The sequence below is a fragment of the Chryseobacterium caseinilyticum genome (assembly GCF_014837145.1).
GTDB lineage: Bacteria > Bacteroidota > Bacteroidia > Flavobacteriales > Weeksellaceae > Chryseobacterium > Chryseobacterium caseinilyticum.
Genome location: NZ_JACYFS010000006.1, coordinates 1 through 22380, shown reverse-complemented (window position 1 = coordinate 22380; position 22380 = coordinate 1). Strand labels below are relative to the sequence as shown.

Annotated in this window: 20 protein-coding genes; 9 read left to right on the top strand and 11 right to left on the bottom strand. The window is 38.1% G+C overall.

All coding sequences use genetic code 11. The annotated features are described in order from the left end of the window. The first annotated feature begins 58 nt into the window (after window positions 1-58). Complete coding sequence (locus IC610_RS15880) at window positions 59-637, top strand: HupE/UreJ family protein (RefSeq protein WP_191737724.1); 579 nt, start codon at window positions 59-61, stop codon at window positions 635-637. A gap of 61 nt (window positions 638-698) precedes the next feature. Beyond that, window positions 699-3080 (top strand): M1 family metallopeptidase, encoded by a 2382-nt coding sequence (locus IC610_RS15875; RefSeq protein ID WP_191737723.1) that lies wholly within the window; start codon window positions 699-701, stop codon window positions 3078-3080. 79 nt (window positions 3081-3159) lie between these two features. Here IC610_RS15875 and IC610_RS15870 read toward each other — a convergent pair whose 3' ends face one another. After that, complete coding sequence (locus tag IC610_RS15870) at window positions 3160-3525, bottom strand: winged helix-turn-helix transcriptional regulator (protein ID WP_191737722.1); 366 nt, start codon at window positions 3523-3525, stop codon at window positions 3160-3162. 93 nt (window positions 3526-3618) lie between these two features. Here IC610_RS15870 and IC610_RS15865 point away from each other — a divergent pair, with 93 nt between their 5' ends. After that, window positions 3619-4503, top strand: a complete 885-nt coding sequence (locus IC610_RS15865; protein ID WP_191737721.1) for an NmrA family NAD(P)-binding protein — start codon at window positions 3619-3621, stop codon at window positions 4501-4503. A 158-nt stretch (window positions 4504-4661) separates the two neighbouring features. Here IC610_RS15865 and IC610_RS15860 read toward each other — a convergent pair whose 3' ends face one another. Further along, entirely contained in the window at window positions 4662-5936 is a 1275-nt protein-coding gene (locus tag IC610_RS15860; RefSeq protein WP_191737720.1) for an alkaline phosphatase family protein, read from the bottom strand. A gap of 419 nt (window positions 5937-6355) precedes the next feature. Between IC610_RS15860 and IC610_RS15855 the strand changes: the two genes are divergently transcribed. From IC610_RS15855 to IC610_RS15830, 6 genes are all read left to right on the top strand, one after another. After that, window positions 6356-6907, top strand: a complete 552-nt coding sequence (locus tag IC610_RS15855) for a hypothetical protein (protein ID WP_191737719.1) — start codon at window positions 6356-6358, stop codon at window positions 6905-6907. A gap of 379 nt (window positions 6908-7286) precedes the next feature. Beyond that, on the top strand, window positions 7287-8411 hold the full coding sequence (locus IC610_RS15850; RefSeq protein WP_191737718.1) for a hypothetical protein: 1125 nt from the start codon (window positions 7287-7289) through the stop codon (window positions 8409-8411). Between the two features lie 11 nt (window positions 8412-8422). Further along, a complete protein-coding gene (locus tag IC610_RS15845; RefSeq protein WP_191737717.1) occupies window positions 8423-8986 on the top strand; it encodes a hypothetical protein in 564 nt (187 codons plus the stop codon). Window positions 8987-9261: 275 nt separating this feature from the next. Next, entirely contained in the window at window positions 9262-10059 is a 798-nt protein-coding gene (locus tag IC610_RS15840) for a hypothetical protein (RefSeq protein ID WP_191737716.1), read from the top strand. A 284-nt stretch (window positions 10060-10343) separates the two neighbouring features. Then, window positions 10344-11405 (top strand): EcsC family protein, encoded by a 1062-nt coding sequence (locus IC610_RS15835; protein WP_191737715.1) that lies wholly within the window; start codon window positions 10344-10346, stop codon window positions 11403-11405. Between the two features lie 36 nt (window positions 11406-11441). Next, window positions 11442-12143 carry a hypothetical protein gene (locus tag IC610_RS15830; RefSeq protein WP_191737714.1) on the top strand — a complete coding sequence of 234 codons (702 nt, stop codon included), beginning with the start codon at window positions 11442-11444 and terminating at the stop codon, window positions 12141-12143. 140 nt (window positions 12144-12283) lie between these two features. On the opposite strand, the gene IC610_RS15825 is transcribed toward IC610_RS15830, so the two are convergent. The 9 genes from IC610_RS15825 to IC610_RS15785 form a co-directional block, all read right to left on the bottom strand. After that, entirely contained in the window at window positions 12284-13027 is a 744-nt protein-coding gene (locus tag IC610_RS15825; protein WP_191737713.1) for a T9SS type A sorting domain-containing protein, read from the bottom strand. Window positions 13028-13031: 4 nt separating this feature from the next. Beyond that, complete coding sequence (locus IC610_RS15820; RefSeq protein WP_191737712.1) at window positions 13032-13559, bottom strand: ankyrin repeat domain-containing protein; 528 nt, start codon at window positions 13557-13559, stop codon at window positions 13032-13034. Continuing rightward, on the bottom strand, window positions 13556-14101 hold the full coding sequence (locus IC610_RS15815) for a YceI family protein (protein ID WP_191737711.1): 546 nt from the start codon (window positions 14099-14101) through the stop codon (window positions 13556-13558). Before IC610_RS15815 ends, IC610_RS15820 begins: the two co-directional genes overlap by 4 nt. A gap of 14 nt (window positions 14102-14115) precedes the next feature. Then, window positions 14116-14457 carry a hypothetical protein gene (locus tag IC610_RS15810; protein ID WP_228462950.1) on the bottom strand — a complete coding sequence of 114 codons (342 nt, stop codon included), beginning with the start codon at window positions 14455-14457 and terminating at the stop codon, window positions 14116-14118. A 1-nt stretch (window position 14458) separates the two neighbouring features. Further along, window positions 14459-15301, bottom strand: a complete 843-nt coding sequence (locus IC610_RS15805; RefSeq protein ID WP_191737710.1) for a DUF5777 family beta-barrel protein — start codon at window positions 15299-15301, stop codon at window positions 14459-14461. 124 nt (window positions 15302-15425) lie between these two features. Continuing rightward, on the bottom strand, window positions 15426-16076 hold the full coding sequence (locus tag IC610_RS15800) for a Crp/Fnr family transcriptional regulator (RefSeq protein ID WP_191737709.1): 651 nt from the start codon (window positions 16074-16076) through the stop codon (window positions 15426-15428). A 1082-nt stretch (window positions 16077-17158) separates the two neighbouring features. Beyond that, window positions 17159-17464: a DUF3467 domain-containing protein gene (locus tag IC610_RS15795; RefSeq protein ID WP_056084768.1), complete on the bottom strand. Its 306-nt coding sequence runs from the start codon at window positions 17462-17464 to the stop codon at window positions 17159-17161. Window positions 17465-17550: 86 nt separating this feature from the next. Beyond that, window positions 17551-21816, bottom strand: a complete 4266-nt coding sequence (rpoC, locus tag IC610_RS15790; RefSeq protein WP_191737708.1) for a DNA-directed RNA polymerase subunit beta' — start codon at window positions 21814-21816, stop codon at window positions 17551-17553. A gap of 126 nt (window positions 21817-21942) precedes the next feature. Next, the coding region (locus IC610_RS15785; protein ID WP_449506094.1) for a DNA-directed RNA polymerase subunit beta at window positions 21943-22380 on the bottom strand (438 nt) is incomplete at its 5' end.

The window sequence follows — 22380 nt, the reverse complement described above, 5'->3', positions numbered from 1 at the left end:
ATCTGGACAAAGTTAAAATAATTTCCGTATAATCGCTTTTCTAAAAAACGAAACTGAAATGCAGGATTTTTTATTCTATCTCAATCTGGGCTGGGAACATATTATTTCTCTGGATGCTCTTGATCATCAACTGTTTGTCCTGGCTTTAATCGCTATTTATTCTTATTCCGACTGGAAAAAAATTCTTGTACTTATCACCGCCTTTACCATCGGACATTCCGTTACTTTGGCACTCAGCATTTTGGATATTGTGCGTTTACCATCTGATTGGGTGGAATTTCTTATTCCATTAACCATCGTTCTGACGGCTTTGGGGAATATTTTAATGAAAAACAAAAAGCAGTCAGGCAACAAAACCAATTATTATTTAGCCTTATTTTTTGGTCTGATACACGGTTTGGGATTTGCCAATACCGCCCGTGTGATGATTGCGAAGAGCCAGAGCATCGCAGTACCGCTTTTTGGTTTCAATGTTGGACTGGAATTAGGTCAGATCGTGATCGTCGCTGCAATTCTGGTGATCATGTTTGTTCTTTTAAACTTATTTAAAGTCAACAAAAAAGACTGGATTCTCTTTATTTCATCAGGCGTTTTTGCGCTTTCGCTGAAAATGACTTTGGAAAGACTTCCTTTCTGACCTATTTTATTTAATTTACAATTACTTATCATTATATTTACAAATTCTTAAACTGTTGATAATGAAATTCAAAATAACCGCATTTGTCCTTCTCAGCTTTTCTGTTGCTCAGGGGCAGAATATCCTTAATAATCCGGGAAGCAATCATGGAAATAAATTTGAACAGCTGGGCGGAATTCTGGCGACTCCCAATATGTACAGAGCTGCTTCCGGAGCTCCGGGACACGGATACTGGCAAAACAGAGCAGATTACGACATCACTGCGTATCTGGATGAAGATAAAAGAAATCTGAAAGGTTCTGAAACAGTAACCTATTATAATAATTCACCGGATGATCTTGATTACATCTGGCTTCAGCTCGATGAAAACCAGCAGTCGACGGTTAAAAAAGCGGATTACCAGTCTTCCTCAACTTTACCTAAAGCAACTACCGACCAGCAACTGAAAGCAACTGAGCTTCCAGCAAAAGATAACGGCTATGGAGTGAATTTGGAGAAAGTAACAGACGCATCAGGAAATCCCTTAAAATACACGGTTAACAGAACCATGATGCGTATTGATTTGCCAAAAATTTTAAAAAAGGGTGAAAAATTCATATTTAAAATAGACTGGAATTACAATATTCCGAACCGTATGCAAATGGGCGGCAGAGGCGGTTACGAAAACTTTGCTGAAGACGGAAATGATCTGTACACCATCACACAATGGTATCCGAGAATGTGTGTTTACAGTGACTTTCAGGGATGGCAGAATCATCAGTTCACAGGACGTGGAGAATTTGCATTGGTTTTCGGAGATTTTAAAGTGAAAATGAATGTTCCTGCTGATCACCTGATTGGTGGAACAGGAGAATGTAAAAACTACAGCGAAGTACTTACTGCAGCACAGTATTCAAGATATCAAAAAGCGGAAACAGCAACTGAACCTGTAGAAATTGCAACTTTGGATGAAGCTAAAAAAGCAGAGAAAAACCATTCTAAACAAAGAAAAACATGGGTTTTTGAAGCTAAGGATGTGAGAGATTTCGCATGGACCTCATCCAGAAAATTTGTCTGGGACGGAATGCGTGTGACGATTCCCGAAAACAACAACAAAGTAATGGCGATGAGCTTTTATCCTAAGGAAGCTTACGGATTATACAGAAAATTTTCTACCAAAGCCGTTGCACATACAATCAAAACCTATTCAGAATTTACCATTCCCTACCCTTATCCTGTAGCACAGTCTATCGAAGCGTCCAACGGAATGGAATACCCGATGATCTGCTTCAATTACGGAAGAACAGAAAAAGACGGAACTTACTCTGAAGCGATTAAAAACGGAATGATTGGCGTAATTATTCACGAAGTCGGGCACAATTTTTTCCCGATGATCATCAATTCAGACGAAAGACAGTGGAGCTGGATGGATGAAGGTTTAAATACTTTCACAGAATATCTTACCGAAGAAAAATGGGACAACAAATTCCCGTCGAGAAGAGGTCCGGCATGGACGATTGTTGATTATATGAAACTTCCGAAAGACCAGCTGGAACCTATCATGAGCAACTCTGAAAACATCATTCAGTTTGGCCCGAATGCTTATGCAAAACCGGCTACAGGACTGAATATTCTCCGTGAAACCATTATGGGAAGAGATCTTTTTGACAAAGCTTTTAAAACGTATGCAAAAAGATGGGCTTTCAAACATCCTGAGCCTGCAGATTTCTTCAGAACAATGGAAGATGCGAGCGGCGAAGATCTCGACTGGTTCTGGAGAGGATGGTTCTACGGAACAGATCCTGTAGACATTTCTATCGAAAAAGTGACTGTTGCCACACCTGATTTTGACACTCCGCCAAGAACTTCTTCGGAAACAAAATACAAAACAGATGCACCGGTGCAGAATAAATATGATGACATCTCAAAAATCCGCAACCGCGAAGATAAATCTATCACTTTTGAAGTTGAAAAAGATAAAGACCTTCAGGATTTCTATTACAGATACGACCGTGGACAGGAAAAAGTAAATACTGACAAAGAATATACATTTAAATCTGAAGGTACTTCAGCATTAGACAAATCTGATAAAGAAAGACTGAAGAATATCACCGCCTACCAAATCGATTTCGCCAACAAGGGTGGACTGGTAATGCCATTGATTTTAGAATTCACTTTTGAAGACGGTTCCAAATTAAAAGACAAAGCTTCGGCTCAAATCTGGAGACAGAATGAGCAGGAGGTATCCAGAACCTATTATTTCAGTAAAAAATTGAAATCGATTCAACTGGATCCTTTGAGAGAAACTGCAGATATTGATACAGAAAATAATTTCTGGAGCAGTGATAACAGTTCAGCCGAAGCTTCAAAATTCCAGCTCTTCAAACAAAATCAGCAGGGAGCAACAAGAGGTGCAAGCAACGGAAAAGTAAATCCGATGCAGGCTGCAGGGAAGAAAAACTAAAAATTTATCTTATTGAAAACAGTTTCGGCGGGCCTTTAGCCCGCCGAAACTGTTTTCAATATTTTTAGTTTAAATAAAGTCAAATTCCCTTCTCTCTTTCCATTTCTCTGAAAGCCCACTCTGCCATTGCATGAATGACAGGAATTAAATCTTTTCCTGATTCGCTCAGGTTATACGTCACATGAGGTGGAACGACAGGCTTAGCCGTCCTTATGATTAAACCGTCATTTTCCAGCTGTTTCAGGTGCTGAATCAACATCTTTTCTGTAACTGCAGGAATTGACCGTTTGAGTTCGCTGTATCTTTTATCGCCCGTTGAAAGGTGATATAAAATGATCGGTTTCCAATAGCCTCCGATTTTTTCCATCACATACGTGACCGGACAGAGGCCGAGTGCATATTTTTTATTCTGCTGAATGGTAGAACTTTCTTTAATGGCTGTCATAATACATACTTTAGGGTAAGTACTTGTATAAAAGTAAGTACAAATATACCTTTGTTCTCAGAAATAACAACATTAAAATTAAATATTTCAATTATGAAAATTATAATCACGGGTTCATTAGGAAATGTAGCAAAACCACTTGCACAACAACTGATCAAAGGAGGTCACGAAATCACCGTTATCAGCAGTGATGAAAGCAAAAGAAATGATATCACAGCTTTAGGCGCTGACGCAGCGATTGGGTCGATAACTGATCTGGAATTTTTGATCACGACTTTTCAGGGAGCAGATGCTGCCTTCCTGATGACACCACCCAATATGGGAGGCATCAACATTATTGAAAATACCATCAGCGCAGGAAAAAATTACGCAGAAGCAATTAAGAAAACGGGAGTAAAGAAAATCGTAATGCTGAGCAGTATTGGCGTTGAATCTCCAGTAGATAACGGCCCGATAAAAAGTTTGTATTCAATAGAAAAGTTTTACAGTACTATTGAAAATACCTCTGTAACCTTTTTGAGAGCGGGATATTTTTACTTAAACTTTTTCAATGACATTCCACTGATTAAAAATGCAGGGATTATTGGTGCTAATTTCCCGGAAAGTGCTTCCATTCCATTAGTTCACCCCACTGATATTGCCAAAGCTGCCGCCGGAGAGTTGGTGAAATTTTCTGAAGGCAAAAATGTAAAATATATCGTGGGTGATGTTCGCCCAGCCTCTGATTTTGCTAAAGTTTTCGGAAATGCTGTCGGCAAGCCTGATCTTCCATGGGTTGAATTCACAGATCAGGATACTCTGAGCGGAATGCTTAACGCAGGAGTTCCGCAGGAGATGGCTGAACTTTATACAGAAATGGGATCAGGAATCCGAACCGGAGTTGTACAGAAAGATTTTATTGAACATGGTTCTGTTATTGAAGGAGACATAAAGTTGGAAGAATTTGGAAAAGAGTTTGCAGAAAGGTTTAATTCTTAAGGAATTTTTAATTTTAATTAAAAACTAAAATTTTAATCAAGCTTTTGGAATTTTAAAAAAATAATCGGCGAGTGATGAGCTTGCCGATTGTTTTATTTGTGAATATTTTTGATAGGATATTCTATCCTTTATTATTTCGTACCGTTGGGACTTTTATCTTATTTCTTTAAAATTGGTTTTAAAACTTTCAGTTTTCCATCAATTTTTTCGTCGATTTTTAAACCTAAAATTTTCGCGACTAAGGGATAAACATTTACATTTTCAAATTCATTTATTTTATGATTATTTTGAAATGCCGAACCCCACGCAAAGAATGTTGCTTTCATTTCAGGAACCAGCTTCGGATCGTAGCCATGTTTTCCGAGAGAGGTTTTCTGATTTTTTTCTAAAAAGACTTTCGGAGCTTTTGGGATCAGAAGGATTTGACCAATTCTGCTGTAGCTGTCGTCTCTTGTGGCGAAATGCAGATATTTCGGAAGTTTTTTATCGAGGTAAACTTCAAAGTCATCGCTTTTACCGGCCTTTAATTCTCTGAAAACACTTTTAACTTCATTTGGATTTTTAACATAAACTCTCAGCAAAGTCTGGGAATTATAAAAGTCAAATCTGTTTTTATCTAAAAGTACTGCAGGAATTTCCAGAGGATTTCCACCATCCACCTGAATCATCCCGTGGTCTGAAACAAAAATGAAACTGACGTTTTTTAAACCTAAATCATTGACTTTCTCAACCAAATTTCCAATCGCAGCGTCTACCAACTGAACTGCAATTTCAGTTTCTCTTGCTTCAGGTCCGAAATGATGTCCTGCCCCATCCACTTCAGGGAAATACATGGAAATAAAATGTGGTCTTTTCTCTTCAGGCAATTTCAGCCAGTTCATCACTTTATCAACTTTTTCTGAAGGTGTAAATTTCTCGTGATACGGATAATAATACGTTGGCCTTTTGCCGCCAGCATCACTTCCTGAGCCCACCCACTGCATGGACGCACTTATCATTCCCTGCTTTTCAGCCAGTGCCCAAAGCGGAATACCGCCGTACCAACTTCCATCTTCCACGATGTCTTTTTTGTTCATGGCGTAGTTCTTCTGCAGTTTATAATCGTAGAAAAAATTATCAATCAAGCCGTGATGCGATGGATACAATCCTGTCATCAAGCTCCAGTGATTCGGAAAAGTGATACTTGGATAAGACGGAATCATGGCCTTTGCCTGAACACCTTCAGCAGAAAGTTTCAAAAGATTCTGAGCACTGTATTTTTCAGCATAATCGTATCTGAAACCGTCTGCGGAAATCATAATGACATACGGTTTCGACTTCGCTTCTTCACTGTTGATTCTGCCTGAAACTACGACCTGAGCCGTATCAATTTTATTCTGCGAAAATGAAACTGTAAATAATAACAGAAATAAAACTGTGAAATATATTCTCATAAGACCAAAAAAAATTTCTGCAAAAATAAAGGTTTCATTTTAAGTGAAAGTAAAGTGAATATCAAAAGCATATTAAACCAAAAAAATTGTCTCTATAAAAAAAACTGAATATTTCTCTGAGGAAACTATTTATGTTTGATTTAAAAAATAATTTCTTCGAAAAAAACTTTTTAAAATTAGTAGTCAACAAAAAAGAAACTGGACTAAAAAAAATACTCAACATTCCATTTTAAATTTAAAAAACATCTGTATTATTCATCGCATAATTGATAAATATCTGCTTTATAGAATTTTAAGTTAATTTTAATTTAATTTTAATTTCTTATCTCTATCTTTGCCTGCTGAAAAACAATATACAAGCGTTGAGAAAAAACACACAGATAAATACTAAAAAAATTCAACATCTTATTTCGCTTTTGATGAAAAGTAAAATAATGATTGTTGTGTTTTTGCTGTGTGCACAGGGCTTTTTTGCGCAAATAACCGTTACCGGAGGCGCATCTCTATATGTTGACGGAAAAAATCTTTCATCCACTTCCGAAAAATCAGAAAAAGAATTTCATTCTGAAATAATTCTTGTCGGAAAGATAAAAGTGGTCAGCGAAAATCATTATGCTTCCAACGAAATTGTAATTCAAAAGAAAGTTAAAAAGACTGCAGTAAAGAAGTTTGCTAATTTGTCCGGTGAAAAAAAGACGATTGTCAAAAAGATCAGAACCCGGAAAAAAGGAATTCCTGCCTTTACACCTTTTCCCAATGATGATACTTTTTTATCCTCCCATTCAAAGATAAGCTGTCCTGCACTTCCGACCACAACACACGATCTGAAGCTTACAGCAATTCTTATTGATTTAAAAAGCAACATAACTCTTTTTCCGGATCGAAAAAAAACACTTTTCCGGGACGGAGATTTATTATTTTTTAACCATTACCGCAGTTCTTTAAACGTAAGACCTCCCCCATTTATCTAAGGTACTCCTTACTCCATTTAACCTGGTGCAATGACTCAGGAAAATAATCTGTTCTGCGTTATTTCATCAACTCAGGATACAGTACTCTGTGTTATTCGATAAATAAATTTTCCGCGATTTTTTGAAACTTTGTCGTGGGGAATCATTATCGAACCGACATCAGGAAGACCATTACTGCTTTACAAAATGAGAATGTTCTGTACGAGTAGTCTATTAAGAAAATATCTAAATTCTAGTGATTTCTACCATCATAAAACTGAATTTCATTTTCCTTACATCAACATTCTCTCTGTAACCGACTGTTTTTTTGATTTAAAAATCAGAAACACAAATGTCTGATATACAACAATATCAATTAAAAAAAAAAAAAAAAAAAAAAATGACTATCAAGAAAATCTTAGTCTCACTCTGTGCCGTATTTTCTACTGTGGCTTTTTCACAGACCGGCAGTGTAGGGATTAATACAAGCACACCTGATAACAGTGCTTTACTGCACATAGAAAATTTTGAAGGTGTACCCGCAACAGCAGTTGCCACAATTTCCGGAGGTGCTGTGACAAGCGTAACGGTTACCAACGGTGGAAGTGGTTACAAAACTATACCTACAATTAACTTCTTGGGCGGTGGAGCCATCCTCAACGGTGGTACCAAGGCAACAGCAACAGCCACTGTGACCGCCGGTGTAATCACTGCAATAACAGTGAATAATGGTGGAAGCCGATATACAGGTGTTCCGACAGTGACTGTTTCAGGAGGAAATAAAGGCTTGTTGCTTCCCAGATTAAATCTTACAAACTTAAACAGCCTTACAACACCCGTAAGTGCACCTGCTGACGGACTTTTAGCTTACAACGGCGGAGTTAACAGCAACAGACAGACGCTTCATTATTTTGATTCCAGTCCTTCTGTAAACAGATGGCAGGCTGCCATCGATGCGGATGACACCCCGAAAATTGCCTTTGTAGGATTTACAGGAAATCATTCAGGTCTTAACAATGCGACACAGGGAATTAGCTTTGAACTGCTCGTAAACAATCCTACTATTTCTCCTTTCTCGAATATTGCAGGTTTTAAAATCATTAATAACACTTCAGGATCTTACTCTCTTGTACTTCCTCAGGGAAATTATCTGGTAGAACTGAAATTAAATCTTAACTCTCCGCCTGCTGACAATCCGGTTCCCAACAATCCTCCAACAGCACCGCTATCAGGAAGCGATTTTTATCTGATGGGATACTTCGTAGATTTTTATCCCGAGACTTACAACAATACTACCGGAACCATCACTGCCGTGCCCAGAAACAGAAAGGAAATACCTGTGCTTTCTAAAGTAAATGTAAACCATTATGCATCGTGGAGCTATGTGTGCAATGTTCCTGCTAATGCCAATGTTAACATCATGTCAGCATTAAGACTCCGATTGGGAAGAATGCAGGGAAGCACTTTTTATGATTTGGTAAATGTTATCCCGAGCGGATCTTTTATCAGAATAACTAAACTTTAATAGAATTAAATATGAAAAATTATATTTCAGTTATTTTACTGATCTTTTTTAATACAGTATACAGTCAGGTAGTTATCAGCGATGTGCCCGTCAGTACCGCTTCGGCAGCACTTGAAGTTACGAATTACAACAATAAAGGAGTTCTCCTGCCAAGAGTAGATATTGTTGATGTATTTGACAATACCAAACCGGTAAGTAATCCTGGGAATGGACTGATTGTTTTCAATAAGGGAAATACCATCATCTCCGGAATCTATATCTGGAGAAACAGCAGGTGGAATCTCTTATCAGATTCCCATAATCTGGTAGATTACATGATTCTGCAGCGAACTACAGATTACACTATTTTAGGTGGTTTAAGCAATGGAACCTTTAAAAATTTCAACGATATTGGCTTTACCACGGTTTCAAACAGTTCAGGAACCAGCTACAATCCTACTACCGGAATTATTACACTTCAGGGCAACAGCGGATATATTGTGAATCTATCCCTAAACGTCAGAACAGCTTTGGAAGGCGCCACTGCCGGAATAGGAGCCACTCCTATTCACCTTCACCAATATCTGGTAAACTGATCGACCCGGCTACAGGTTCCCAATATGGAGACACAGTAAGCATCAATGCAACATCAATAGCGGCCACGGGCGCGAGATCGCATTTTCTGAATTTAAGTTTTTCTTTTGCAACAGATTCCGCGACTCCTATCAATCTTTTACCGAGCATCGCCCACGACAATGGTGGAACTTATCAAAATGGCTTGGGTGGCACTACTCCAAACAACGGAGCGATCATCATTAGCAATGCAAAATTAGATATCCAAAGAGCTATTCTGAACCAATAATACAAAAAAATGATAAAAAATATCTTAAAAATAGTAACGGTAATATTCCTATTTTCGGGCGAAAATTTCTTTTCGCAGTCGATAGGGATCAATACCACAAATCCCGATCCCAGCAGCTCATTAGATGTGACATCCACCAACAAAGGTGTATTGTTTCCGCAATATGACCTGCTTACACTGAACAGTGTTTCGAGCCCAGTTGCAAATCCCGCTGACGGACTCATTATCTACAATAAAGGTGGCGCATCAATCCATCCAAAAGGATATTATGTCTGGATAAAAAACCAGTGGCAGAGATTTATCGTTGCCGGATCAGAACCGCAGTCAATGTCTCTGATTATCAACAGTCCTTCAGAACAAACTCCCCTGATACCCGTAAACAGCACCAATAATGTTGCAAAACCATTAAGCGTTATCAGCAACAAAATCACGGGAGCATCGCTTGCCTCAGATACCGAAACCATCACTTTACCGGCAGGAAAATACATCATCAGATACGGAGTGGATGCTGTAGACAACAGTTCTAACAGTACAGGTCCTGCAAATACGACTTATCTGGGTCACGTTCTTACAGCTACACGCAGCTATCTGGTTAACGCAACCACCAACGCTGTACTCACAGAACAAAACAGAGAAGTGCAGTTATCAAGTACTTTCAGATTTTTTCAGGGTACCTTTTACCTCACCTTAACCAGTCCAACTCCTATCAAAACAAAGTTTGAGTTTGACACAGGCAATGGTTTCACAAGAAGTAATCTTTTGATCCGTACATCCTATTCGATGGTGATCACAAAAATGATTGATTAACACCAGTGAATTTATATTTTTCTTCCTCCTGAACAGTTCTTTCTGATTGGGAGGAAGATTTTTTTTGATGATACATTACGAGTTTTCTGAGATCTTTTTAAGTTTTATATTAAATTTTTTGAAACAATTTATAATAACACGTCAAAGTACGGCATCACGTAAAATTTTATAAAAACTAATTCTTAGTTTAGCGACAAAATTAAAATGCTTTTTTTACTCGGACGCGGTTTGTCTGGGTTGGGGAGTAGATTTGTGAAATTATTTAAATTTAAAAACCTATTACTATGGAAACAACTAGTGAAAATGAGAAATCTACAAAAATGTTACAAGTTCTTGATTGGGCCTATGAAAAATCTTTAAACGGAATACCTGGCGTTTCTGATCCAATAGAAGTCTTTGCTTCAAGCTATACGAAAGGAACGGGCACTATGTTACAAAATGTAAACTCATTAATCCGTTGGCAAATTAGCAAAACAACAACTTCAGGATTTTTAACAGGACTTGGTGGACTCATAACTTTACCAGTAGCAATACCTGCAGATATTTCCACCGGAATATACGTTCATATGAGAATGATTGCCGCAATTGCATTTATTGGTGGTTATGATATTAAAGATGATAAAGTAAAATCATTAATATATTTATGTCTAGTAGGTGAATCCGTTAAAGACATACTGAAAGATGGGGGAATAGCTATAGGCAGTAAACTCGCTTTGAGTTCGTTAAAATCTGTTTCTGGTAAAACATTGACTAAGATAAATCGCATGGTAGGATTCAGGCTAATTACAAAGTTTGGCGAGAAAGGAGCCGTCAATCTTGTTAAATTAGTACCTGTTGCCGGAGGAATTATTGGAGGAACTGTTAATGCAATCGGAACCAATGCTATAGGAAATTTGGCACGAAAAACTTTCATTGAAAACAATGATTTAAAAGATGAATCAAATGGCTACACTTTTTATGAAGACGCAGAATTTACTGAAGCTTTTGATATAAACCTGTTGAAATTCAATTCTTATGTTAATCTTATAAAAGTTGACGGAAAAATCGCTGAAGAAGAATTAGAAGTATTTGAAAAAGAATTAAATCAATCTTTGTTATCTGAAGAATTAAAATTAGAATTAATTAGTAGATTGTATTCGAAAGAAAATTTGGTGGTCGATTATTCTATTTTTAAAAATATGATAAATGACTCTTTAGAGCTAATTACAAATTTGATAAAGCTAGCAAAAATTGATAATGAATTTCACATTTTAGAAAAAATGTTTATTAAGAATGTTGGTACGCAGGTAGGATTTTCAAATGAAGAAATTGAAGAACTAATGACAACAATAAATGCCACAGATTAAAATTTAATAAATTTATACACAAAAAAATTCCATCTTTTGCTCTTCCATCAAAAAGACCACGCCCTCGCCAAAATCTCCACCCTCTCCCGCCTCCCGTGGGTAGGTTCGGAGTTTTTCGATGCAGAAAGAAGATTACTCATCGTTGGCGAATCTCATTACGCAATGGGAAAGACAAAAGCAGAATATGAGGAAGATTTGCTAAGACATCAAGGCCCATTTTTCACCAGAAAACTGATTGATGAAACGCAGATTCAGAATTTATATAAGTATCAGTTATTAGATAATTTTTGGCAGGCACTGTTACAGAAAAAGCCGACTAAATCTGAGCTATGGAGGCATATATCTTTTTATAATTTCATTCAGAGATCCATGGATTACAGCAGTTTTAATGGTGAAAAAAGAGAGCAGCCGAATCGTGTTGACTTTAAAAACGGATGGGCAGTCTTTGCGGAAGTGGTGAAGATTGTAAAACCAACAGACTGTATTTTTCTGGGACTGAAAGCTTCTGAAGGTTTTGGTAATTTGAAAGCTGATAAAACTGTGACGCATTTTGATTATGCGTATTCACCAAAAATTGGAAATATGACTCCCTTAGAAGGTTCTTTTACGATAGATGGACAGAAGACCAATGTAAGCTTTATTCAGCATTGTTCATCTTTCTTTTCTCCTCAAAGCTGGAATCCTTTTCTGCAAAATAGACATCCTGATTTAATTAATTTTCTGTCAGCAAAAAATTAGAAGAGATAAACTATAAACCTCATAGGTTTCAGAAACCTATGAGGTTTAAAAAGCAGAAATAGCCATTGCTACAATATCTTCTCAGAAAAGACTACATGCAAAGATATTAAGCAAAAAAGCCACTTCTCAGTGGCTTTTCTCTATAGTTTAATTAATTTCTCATAGGTCACGCTTCCATCTTTCAAAGCAATTTCAATGTAGTAACTGCCTGCATTTAAATCGGAAATAATTAAAGTTTCTCCTTCCAGTGTTGTGGATTTTACTTTTCTACCTGTAGAATCAAAAATTTCAATTGATCTTATCTGGTCTGCGTTTTTAAAACTGACTGATTCCTTTGCAGGGTTTGGGTAAAAAGAAACTTTTTTACTTTCAGCCGACAAATCTTTGGTGCTCAAGGTAGCTCCCATCGTTAAAGAAGCGTAGCCACGGCTTCCGCCATGATAAGCGATTCCTGTTCCTCCACCAGTTCTTGCGTAAAAGATATTGATTGTTCCCACCGAATTTGGGATGGCAAAATCGCCCGCTCCGCCTGTAAGACTTCGCGTTGCTACGACGGTTCTGGTGCTGCCTGAAACGGTATTGGAAACTTCAGTCCAGTCTTGAACAGTATCTGCCGAAGGAGTAGTAAAACCTCCAAAAGTATAGTCCCGGTTAGGTGATGAGTTGTAAATAAAACCGTCTGAACCACTCGCCATACCTGAAGATCCGAAACCAATTCCCATCATAGAATTGCTGTCGCCAGTCAAGGTGATCGTCGCTGTCGTTGTGTTGGTATCCAATTTTACGGTCATGGCCGCTGCAGTTAAATTTACTGTTCCGGACGAAAACTGAGCCTGTGCAATGCTTGCCAAAGCTAAACCTGAAATGAGTAGAAGTTTTTTCATATTTTTAATTTTTTAAGAGGTTGATAATTTCTTTATTGTCTGCCTTTAAAGCATATTCAAAAGGAGTCATTCCCATTGAATCTTTCATTGATTTATCGGCTTTATATTGGAGTAAAAGCTCAACAAGTTCTTTATTTCCTGATTTTACTGCCCAAAATAAGGGTGTCGTTCCGGTACCGTCTGCGATATTGGGGTTTGCATTTTTCTTTAATAAATGTTCTGCCAAAGATCTGTTGTGACGTACTGAAATTCCAGCCAATGCCGTACCATCCTGACTTTTATAATCCACATCTTTTACGTTATCAATTAAAAAATCTGCGACTTCAGTATTTCCCCTGTAGCAAGCCAAAATTAAGGGTGAATATCCGTTTTCATTGGCTTGATTGATGACATCAAGATTATTTTTCATCAGATCTTTCAGCTCTGCAACCGTTCCGCTTCTGGCAATATCAAATACTGATTTTGCTTTTTCCTGAGCTGCAATAAGTGATAAATTCAGAAAAAAAACTGTGAATAAAATTAATTTTTTCATTGTTTCACGAGTGTATAGTTATACTCTACGTTCACATTTTCAGCGACTTTTTTCATCACCATTTTCGGGATGGTTACTTTAAAATCGACTGATTTGGCAACAAAATTTCCTTTCAGGTAAATCTTTCCGTCTTTGGCAGAAATGGTTGCGGCAGAAGAAACATTTCTGTCAACACCGTGAAAGTTTAATATGCCCTGAACAGTAATTTTCTGAGGGTTTGCAGTCAGTTTTGTTTTATCAAACCCTACAACTTTTCCTTTGAATGTTGCCTTCGGATATTTTGCGGTTTCGGCATAGCTCTCATTAAAGTGCTCCTCCATCAGTTTCACTTTAAATTTAAAGTTTTTGACTACCGAAACTGAAGCCATTTCTCCGTTATCAGCGTTGAGAACCACAACGTTACTGTCATCCTGCGCAAAAACATCTTCAAACATCGGAACAGATGCTTCGATGGTGACTTTTCCTGTCTTAGAGCTGTATTTTTGAGCCAAAAGAAGATTGCTGAACAGCAATGAAGTCAATATTAAAAGTAGATTTTTCATTTTAAATAATTTTTTTAGTTTTCAATCAGACCATCCGCTTTCCATTTCACGAAAAGATTAATTTGATTTGGCGATAAAGATCCGCCCTGAGGCATTTTCAAAGGATCTCCCGCCGGTCGTTGAATCCGGTTAATAATGATGTCGATGTTTTCTTTTACCAAATTGTAATTATTGAGAGGTTTAAAACCTGACGCAGAATGGCAACTGGTACAGTTACTGTCCATAATCGGTTTTAAATCTGACTCGTATTTTACCACACTGGTAATCGGCGTGTTGTCTGAAATCTCTTCATAGGTTCTGCTTTCACAGGATGTTATGAAAAAAATCAGCGATCCTGTGTAGATTACTTTTTTCATTTTAAAATACTCTGTAAAGATTAAACCCAAAGAAAATCTGTCCTTTGTCCCACTTTCCGGTTGCGTTGGTGAGATAACCAATGTCAGAATTCAACTGTGAATTGCTGAATAAAAGCTGGAAAACATGGCCTCCTGTTTCAATATCCATTCCCAGAGACAAAGGATTTTTGTAGAAACTGTGCTTATCAAAATTCACAAAATATTCTGCGTTGATGGAGATTCTTTTGGAAATTTTATAACGTCCGCCCAATCCGGTCAGGAATTGATTATCGTTTTCAACTGCCGGTTCATAGAGATTTTTGTGAACATAAGACGGCAACAGCTGCAGCGAAAAGTTTTCATTAAATCTTCGTGAAATCAAAGCCTGAGTAAGGTACGAAAGCCTGTCGCCAAACTTCAGATGCGGATATGTATCTTTATCCAGATCGGTGTTCATTGCCATCACGTTGTAGCCTACGAGATCTACCGGAATGTTTTCGCTCTGCTTCAGAAGCCTGTATTTTGCTCCGAATTCAAAGGTTTTCATATTCGTTTCTCTGGAGAGGCTTAAAGAAATTCCGTCTGTTAAACCATAAATTGCTCCGAGTTTGGTGGAAGCATCGTCTAGTCCGAAAAAGTTTTTAAAACCTTCACTCACATCTCCAAAACGGTGTGCTACTACAAAATACCATTCATTTTTTGCAGTGAGTTTGGTAGATTGTCCGGTGACGATCTGAAGTGCTTTGAAAGCCGGTGGCGAAGTTGTACTGTTGGTTGAAATGGTGTCGATATCTTTGAGCAGATCTTCCTGTGAAAAGGCAAGAACTGAAGAAAATAGCGACAAAAATAAGAGAGTTTTTGTCATACACGTTTTTGTTTAAAATTCGTACGACAAACTTAGAGACTTCTCTTTCTAAAACTTGGTGATAAAAGTCACCGATGATATTGTTTTTATCAATCGGAGTAATAAAAGTGCTAAAACAAATTTATTAGACAACACTAACATCGACAGATTCAGGTATTCTAATGCCTTCTCTGCTTTGAGAAATCTCACCTTCGTTCTCAATTTTTTTCATTACTCTGCTCACGACTTCTCTTGATGTGCCGAGATTGGTAGCGATTTCACGGTGGGTAAGTTTAATGGGATGATTTCCTGTAATGGCAATCTGCTGTTTGATGTAGCTTAAGATTCTTTTGTCGAGTTTGTGGAAAACGGCTTCGTTGACCATGTTCATCACATCGGAAAATCGTTTGTCGTATTCCTGAAAAAAAAGTTTGTTGATGGCAGGAAAACGGAGCAGCCAGTCATGCATTATGGACACCGGAATGAGTAAAACTTCGGAATCTTCCTCTGCCACAGCATAAATCCGGCTGATGTAATCTGTGAAAATAGAGGAAAACGTCATCATACAACTGTCGTTTTCCCGAACGTAATAATAGATAAGTTCGCGGCCATCGTTAAGTGTAAAAACTCTGACGGAACCTTTGATGAGAAACGGAACAAATTTATTTTTCTGCCCTTCTCTTACGATTTCAGTTTTAGCTTTTACTGCAGTGATGACAGCATGTTTACTGATTTCTTTTAAAAATTCTGAGCCTAAAAACTCAAATTTATCAACAATAAACTGATTATCTAACATATTTTTTAAATAATTACGAAATCAAAGGTATAAAATTGAAATTGTCGTTTGATATTTATTTTCGCAGGATTGTAATTTTGAACGATTCTTAATAGTTTTTGTTGGATGAGAGGCAGGAGACTGTTGAACCCTTCGGGTTCTTTTTTAGTGCGATTTATTTTATTACCATAGGTTTCACCTACGGCTATTTGAATTTAACCCTGCGGGTTCTTGTGATGTGAATGATTTTACGCCCATAGGTTCACCTAAAGCTGGAATTTAATCTTTCAGGAGCTCTGTGATGGAATAATTTTTCATCTATAGATAAACCTAAAGCTATTCGAATTTAACCCTGTGGATTCTTAATGATGTGAATGATTTTGCTTCCATTGTTCACCTAAAGCTATACGAATTAAACCCTTCGGGTTCTTTTTTAGTGCGAATATTTTATTACCATAGGTTTCACCTACGGCTATTTGAATTTAACCCTGCGGGTTCTTGGTGATGTAAATGATTTTGCTTCCATAGTTCACCTAAAGCTAAACTAATCTAACCCTTCGGGTTCTTTTTTATTGCGAATTATTTTATTACCATAGGTTTCACCTACGTCTATTTGAAGTTAACCCTGCGGGTTCTTGGTGATGCGAATGATTTTACGCCCATGGGTTGACCTAAATCTGGAATTTAATCTTTCAGGAGCTCTGTGATGGAATAATTTTTCGTCTATAGATATACCTAAAGCTATTCGAATTTAACCCTGTGGGTTCTTTGTGATGTAAATGATTTCGCATCCATAAGTTCACCCTAAATCTATTCGAATTTAACCCTGCAGGTTTTCTTGTGATGTGAATTTGCTTCCATAAGTTCACCCTAAAGCTATTCGAATTTAACTCTTCGGACTTTATGAGATGTGGGAAAAAAAGCAAATTCCCGCGCCCCGGCCTGAGTGGAGCTCTTTTTGTAAGCGATGGAAAATGCGGTGGCACAAAAAAGCGGGAACGGAGGACGGAAATTGGCGCCCAAATAAAAAATACCTGAGTTGTAAGTAAAAAAAATACCCCAACTTCCGCCGGGGTATTCTTTTATATCTGATAAGAAAAATCTTATGCCTGTACGTTGTTTCCTCCTAATACGAAAGGCTCAACTTCTTTGATTTCTCCGAACTGCTGCTCGTAGTTGGTGATGTTTTGCTGAAGTGCAGCCAAAACTCTCTTCGCGTGAAGAGGAGCCAGGATTACTCTTGATCTTACGTTTGCCTGCTGTACACCTGGCATCATCTGGATGAAGTCTACTACAAACTCAGATGGAGAGTGGTTTACTAAAGCAAGGTTACAGTAAACTCCTGAAGCTACCATTTCGTTTAACTGGATGTTGATGTTTCCGTCTTGTGGATTTTGATTGTTGTCCATTTTATAAATTATATTTTTTAAAATTGAAATTTGAGAGTGTGAAAGTATAAAAATAATTTCAAACCTCAAATTTCAAATTATTAATTTTAGTTAAGATCTTCGAATTCTTTTCTAGAACCCACGATTACATTCTGATACTCTTTAAGACCTGTACCTGCAGGAATTCTGTGTCCTACAATTACATTTTCTTTAAGACCGTTCAGGCTGTCTACTTTACCTGCAACTGCTGCTTCGTTCAGAACCTTTGTAGTTTCCTGGAACGATGCTGCAGACATGAACGACTTGGTCTGTAGAGCTGCTCTTGTAATCCCTTGCAATACCGGCGTTGCCGTAGCAGGAAGTGCTTCTCTAACTTCAACCAAAGCCTGATCTTCACGCTTCAGTTTAGAGTTTTCGTCTCTCAATTCTCTTGCAGTAATCATCTGTCCTGGCTGGAAAGTTTTAGAATCTCCGGCTTCAGTTACTACTTTAAGACCAAATACTCTGTTGTTCTCCTCAAGGAAGTCGTATTTGTGCTCAAGTGCACCTTCAAGAAACTGAGTATCACCTCCGTCAACGATAGATACCTTTGTCATCATCTGTCTTACGATGATTTCGAAGTGTTTGTCGTCGATTTTTACCCCCTGAAGACGGTAAACTTCCTGGATTTCGTTTACTAAATATTCCTGAACCGCAGTTGGCCCTTTGATCTTCAGAATGTCGTCCGGCGTAACTGAACCGTCAGAAAGTGGCGAACCAGCTCTAACGAAGTCATTCTCCTGTACCAAGATCTGGTTTGATAATTTAACTAAATAAATTTTTCTCTCACCAGTTTTAGCTTCAACGATCAATTCACGGTTACCTCTTTTTATCTTTCCGTAAGAAACTACCCCATCGATTTCTGTTACTACAGCTGGATTTGATGGATTTCTTGCTTCGAATAATTCCGTAACTCTCGGAAGACCTCCGGTGATATCCCCTGTCTTTGCAGCTTTTCTCGGGATTTTGATTAAGACTTTACCAGCCTTAATTTTTTCACCGTCATTTACCATTAAGTGGGCTCCTACCGGTAAGTTGTAACCTTTCTGCTCAACACCTTTAGAATCTACCACCTTCAATGTAGGTACAGCTTTCTTATTTCTTGATTCAGAGATTACTTTCTCTTCAAATCCTGTCTGTTCGTCAATCTCCAGCTGGAATGAAATACCCTGGATGATGTCTTCATATTCTACCTTACCGGCAGTTTCAGCAATGATTACCGCGTTATACGGATCCCACTTACAGATTACATCACCTTTGCTTACTTTATCACCTGGTTTTACAGCTAATATAGCACCGTAAGGTACGTTGGCAACCATAAGAGGAGTTCTCGCCTCGTTGTCAGTTACCAATCTGAATTCTGTAGTACGCGATACCACTACTTCAGCAGTGTTACCGTTTTCGTCTTCAGAAGTAATTGTTCTTACCTCATCCAATTCTACGATACCGTCTCTTCTTGCGATAATTGCAGGATTTTCTGATACGTTGGTAGATACACCACCTTGGTGGAAGGTTCTCAACGTAAGCTGAGTTCCCGGTTCCCCGATGGACTGTGCAGCGATAACCCCTACAGCTTCACCCATGTGGATGGTTTTACCTGTAGCAAGGTTTCTACCGTAACATTTAGCACAGATACCTTTTTTAGCCTCACAGGTTAAAGGTGAACGTACTTCAACAGCTTCAAGACCAATCTCTTCGATTTTCTTAGCTAATGCTTCGTTGATTACTTCGTCTGCATTAACGATGATTTCGTCTGTCTCAGGATCGTATACATTGTGTAATGAAACTCTACCTAAGATTCTTTCAGAGATTTTTTCAACGATTTCGTCATTTTTCTTCAGTGCAGTAACTTCTGTACCTCTCAATGTTCCACAGTCAGTTTCCGTTACGATAACATCCTGTGCAACGTCTACCAGTCTTCTCGTTAAGTAACCTGCATCGGCAGTCTTAAGAGCGGTATCCGCAAGACCTTTACGGGCACCGTGGGTAGAGATAAAGTATTCTAAGATCGAAAGACCTTCCTTAAAGTTTGCAAGAATCGGGTTTTCGATAATTTCCGCACCGGTAGAACCAGCTTTCTGCGGTTTTGCCATCAAACCTCTCATCCCTGATAACTGACGGATCTGTTCTTTAGAACCCCTCGCACCAGAATCAAGCATCATGTATACAGAATTGAACCCACCCTGGTCAACTTTCATTCTGCTCATGATCATTTCAGTTAATCCAGCGTTGGTGTTTGTCCAAACGTCGATTACCTGGTTATATCTTTCTGTATCTGTGATAAGACCCATGTTGTAGTTGGCTCTGATCTCGTCTACAGTTTCAATAGATGTTGCGATCATTTTCTTTTTCTCAACAGGAACTACGATGTCACCTAATGAGAAAGAAAGACCTCCTTTGAATGCATTTGAATATCCTAAGTCTTTCATTGCATCCAGGAACTTCACAGTTGTGGGGAAATCTGTATCGGCAAGTACTTTACCAATTACATTTCTTAATGATTTCTTTGTAAGAAGTTCATTAATATATCCTGACTGTTTAGGAACGATCTGGTTAAATAAGATTCTACCGACAGAAGTTTCAGTTAATTTCACAGTGATTTCACCGTTTTCTTTAATTGGAAGTCTACATCTTACTTTAGCGTTCAATGAAACTCTACCTTCAGCATAAGCGATTTCCGCTTCTTCCGGAGAATAGAATGCAAGACCTTCACCCAATACTTTCATATCTTCAGTAGAGCTTAATTCTTTGGTCATGAAATACAGACCAAGAACCATGTCCTGAGATGGTACCGTAATTGGAGAACCGTTTGCAGGGTTCAAGATATTCTGAGAACCTAACATTAATAACTGAGCTTCCAAAATTGCCTCAGGGCCTAACGGTAAGTGTACCGCCATCTGGTCACCATCAAAATCGGCGTTGAATGCTGTTGTTACTAATGGGTGTAGCTGGATTGCCTTACCTTCGATCATCTTAGGCTGGAAAGCCTGAATACCCAGTCTGTGCAAAGTAGGTGCTCTGTTCAGTAAAACAGGGTGACCTTTCATTACACCTTCTAAGATATCATAAACTACAGGTTCTTTTCTGTCGATAATTCTTTTGGCAGATTTTACTGTTTTTACAATTCCTCTTTCGATCAGTTTTCTGATGATAAACGGTTTGTAAAGCTCAGCTGCCATATCTTTAGGAATACCACATTCGTGAAGCTGTAAGTTTGGACCGACAACAATTACCGAACGCGCAGAGTAATCTACCCTTTTCCCCAATAAGTTCTGACGGAAACGACCCTGCTTACCTTTCAATGAATCTGAAAGTGACTTCAATGGTCTGTTTGATTCAGATTTTACTGCAGAAGATTTTCTTGTATTATCAAATAATGAATCTACAGATTCCTGAAGCATACGCTTCTCGTTTCTCAGGATTACTTCAGGAGCTTTGATCTCCAATAATCTTTTCAAACGGTTGTTTCTGATAATTACTCTTCTGTAAAGGTCGTTTAAGTCAGAAGTTGCGAAACGTCCCCCATCCAACGGAACCAATGGTCTTAGTTCTGGTGGTATAACCGGAAGCACACGCATAATCATCCACTCCGGTCTGTTGATCATTCTAGTGTTAGCACCTCTCAATGCTTCTACAACGTTCAATCTTTTGAGAGCTTCAGTTCTTCTTTGTTTTGAACCTTCGTTATGAGCTTTGTGTCTCAAATCGAAAGATAACGCATCAAGATCGATTCTTTTTAATAATTCCTCAACAGCTTCAGCACCCATTTTGGCGATGAATTTGTTAGGATCTGAATCATCAAGATACTGGTTTTCTACAGGAAGAGTTTCCATGATATCAAGGTATTCTTCTTCTGTAAGGAACTCCTTATCGTCAAAATCAGAACCATCTAATTTCTTAGCGATACCCTGCTGAATAACAACATATCTCTCGTAATAGATGATCATATCTAATTTCTTGGAAGGAATACCCAAAAGGTAACCGATTTTGTTTGGTAAAGAACGGAAATACCAAATGTGCGCGATAGGAACAACCAGACCGATATGTCCGATTCTTTCTCTACGTACTTTTTTCTCCGTAACCTCTACACCACAACGGTCACAAACGATCCCCTTGTAACGGATTCTCTTGTATTTACCACAAGCACATTCGTAATCTTTGATTGGACCGAAGATTTTTTCACAGAACAAACCGTCTCTTTCAGGTTTGTGCGTTCTGTAGTTAATGGTTTCCGGCTTTAAAACCTCCCCTCTTGAGTCCTGTAAAATGGACTCAGGAGAAGCTAAACCGATGGTTATTTTATTAAATCTACTTGATTTATTTTTATTTGACATTTTTTTTGAATTTGAGATTTGAGATTTGAGATTTGAGATTAATGAATCTCTACAATTTATTTTGAACTTTATTTAAACCCTGCGGACAGAATTTCAAATTTCAAATAAATTAATTTCAAATCGAATTTATTCCTCAAGTCTTACGTCTAATCCAAGACCCTGTAACTCGTGAAGTAATACGTTGAAAGATTCCGGAATACCTGGTTCAGGCATTGCTTCTCCTTTTGCTATTGCTTCATAAGTTTTTGCTCTACCAATCACGTCATCCGACTTCACAGTAAGGATTTCTCTCAGGATATTTGATGCACCAAATGCTTCAAGAGCCCAAACCTCCATCTCTCCGAAACGCTGTCCACCAAACTGAGCTTTACCTCCTAAAGGCTGCTGAGTAATCAGTGAATAAGGTCCGATAGAACGTGCGTGCATTTTGTCATCTACCACGTGTCCTAATTTCAGCATGTAGATGATACCAACTGTCGCAGCCTGAGTAAATCTTTCTCCTGTACCACCATCATAAAGGTAAGTGTGACCGAATTTAGGAACTCCTGCTTTCTCAGTGTACTC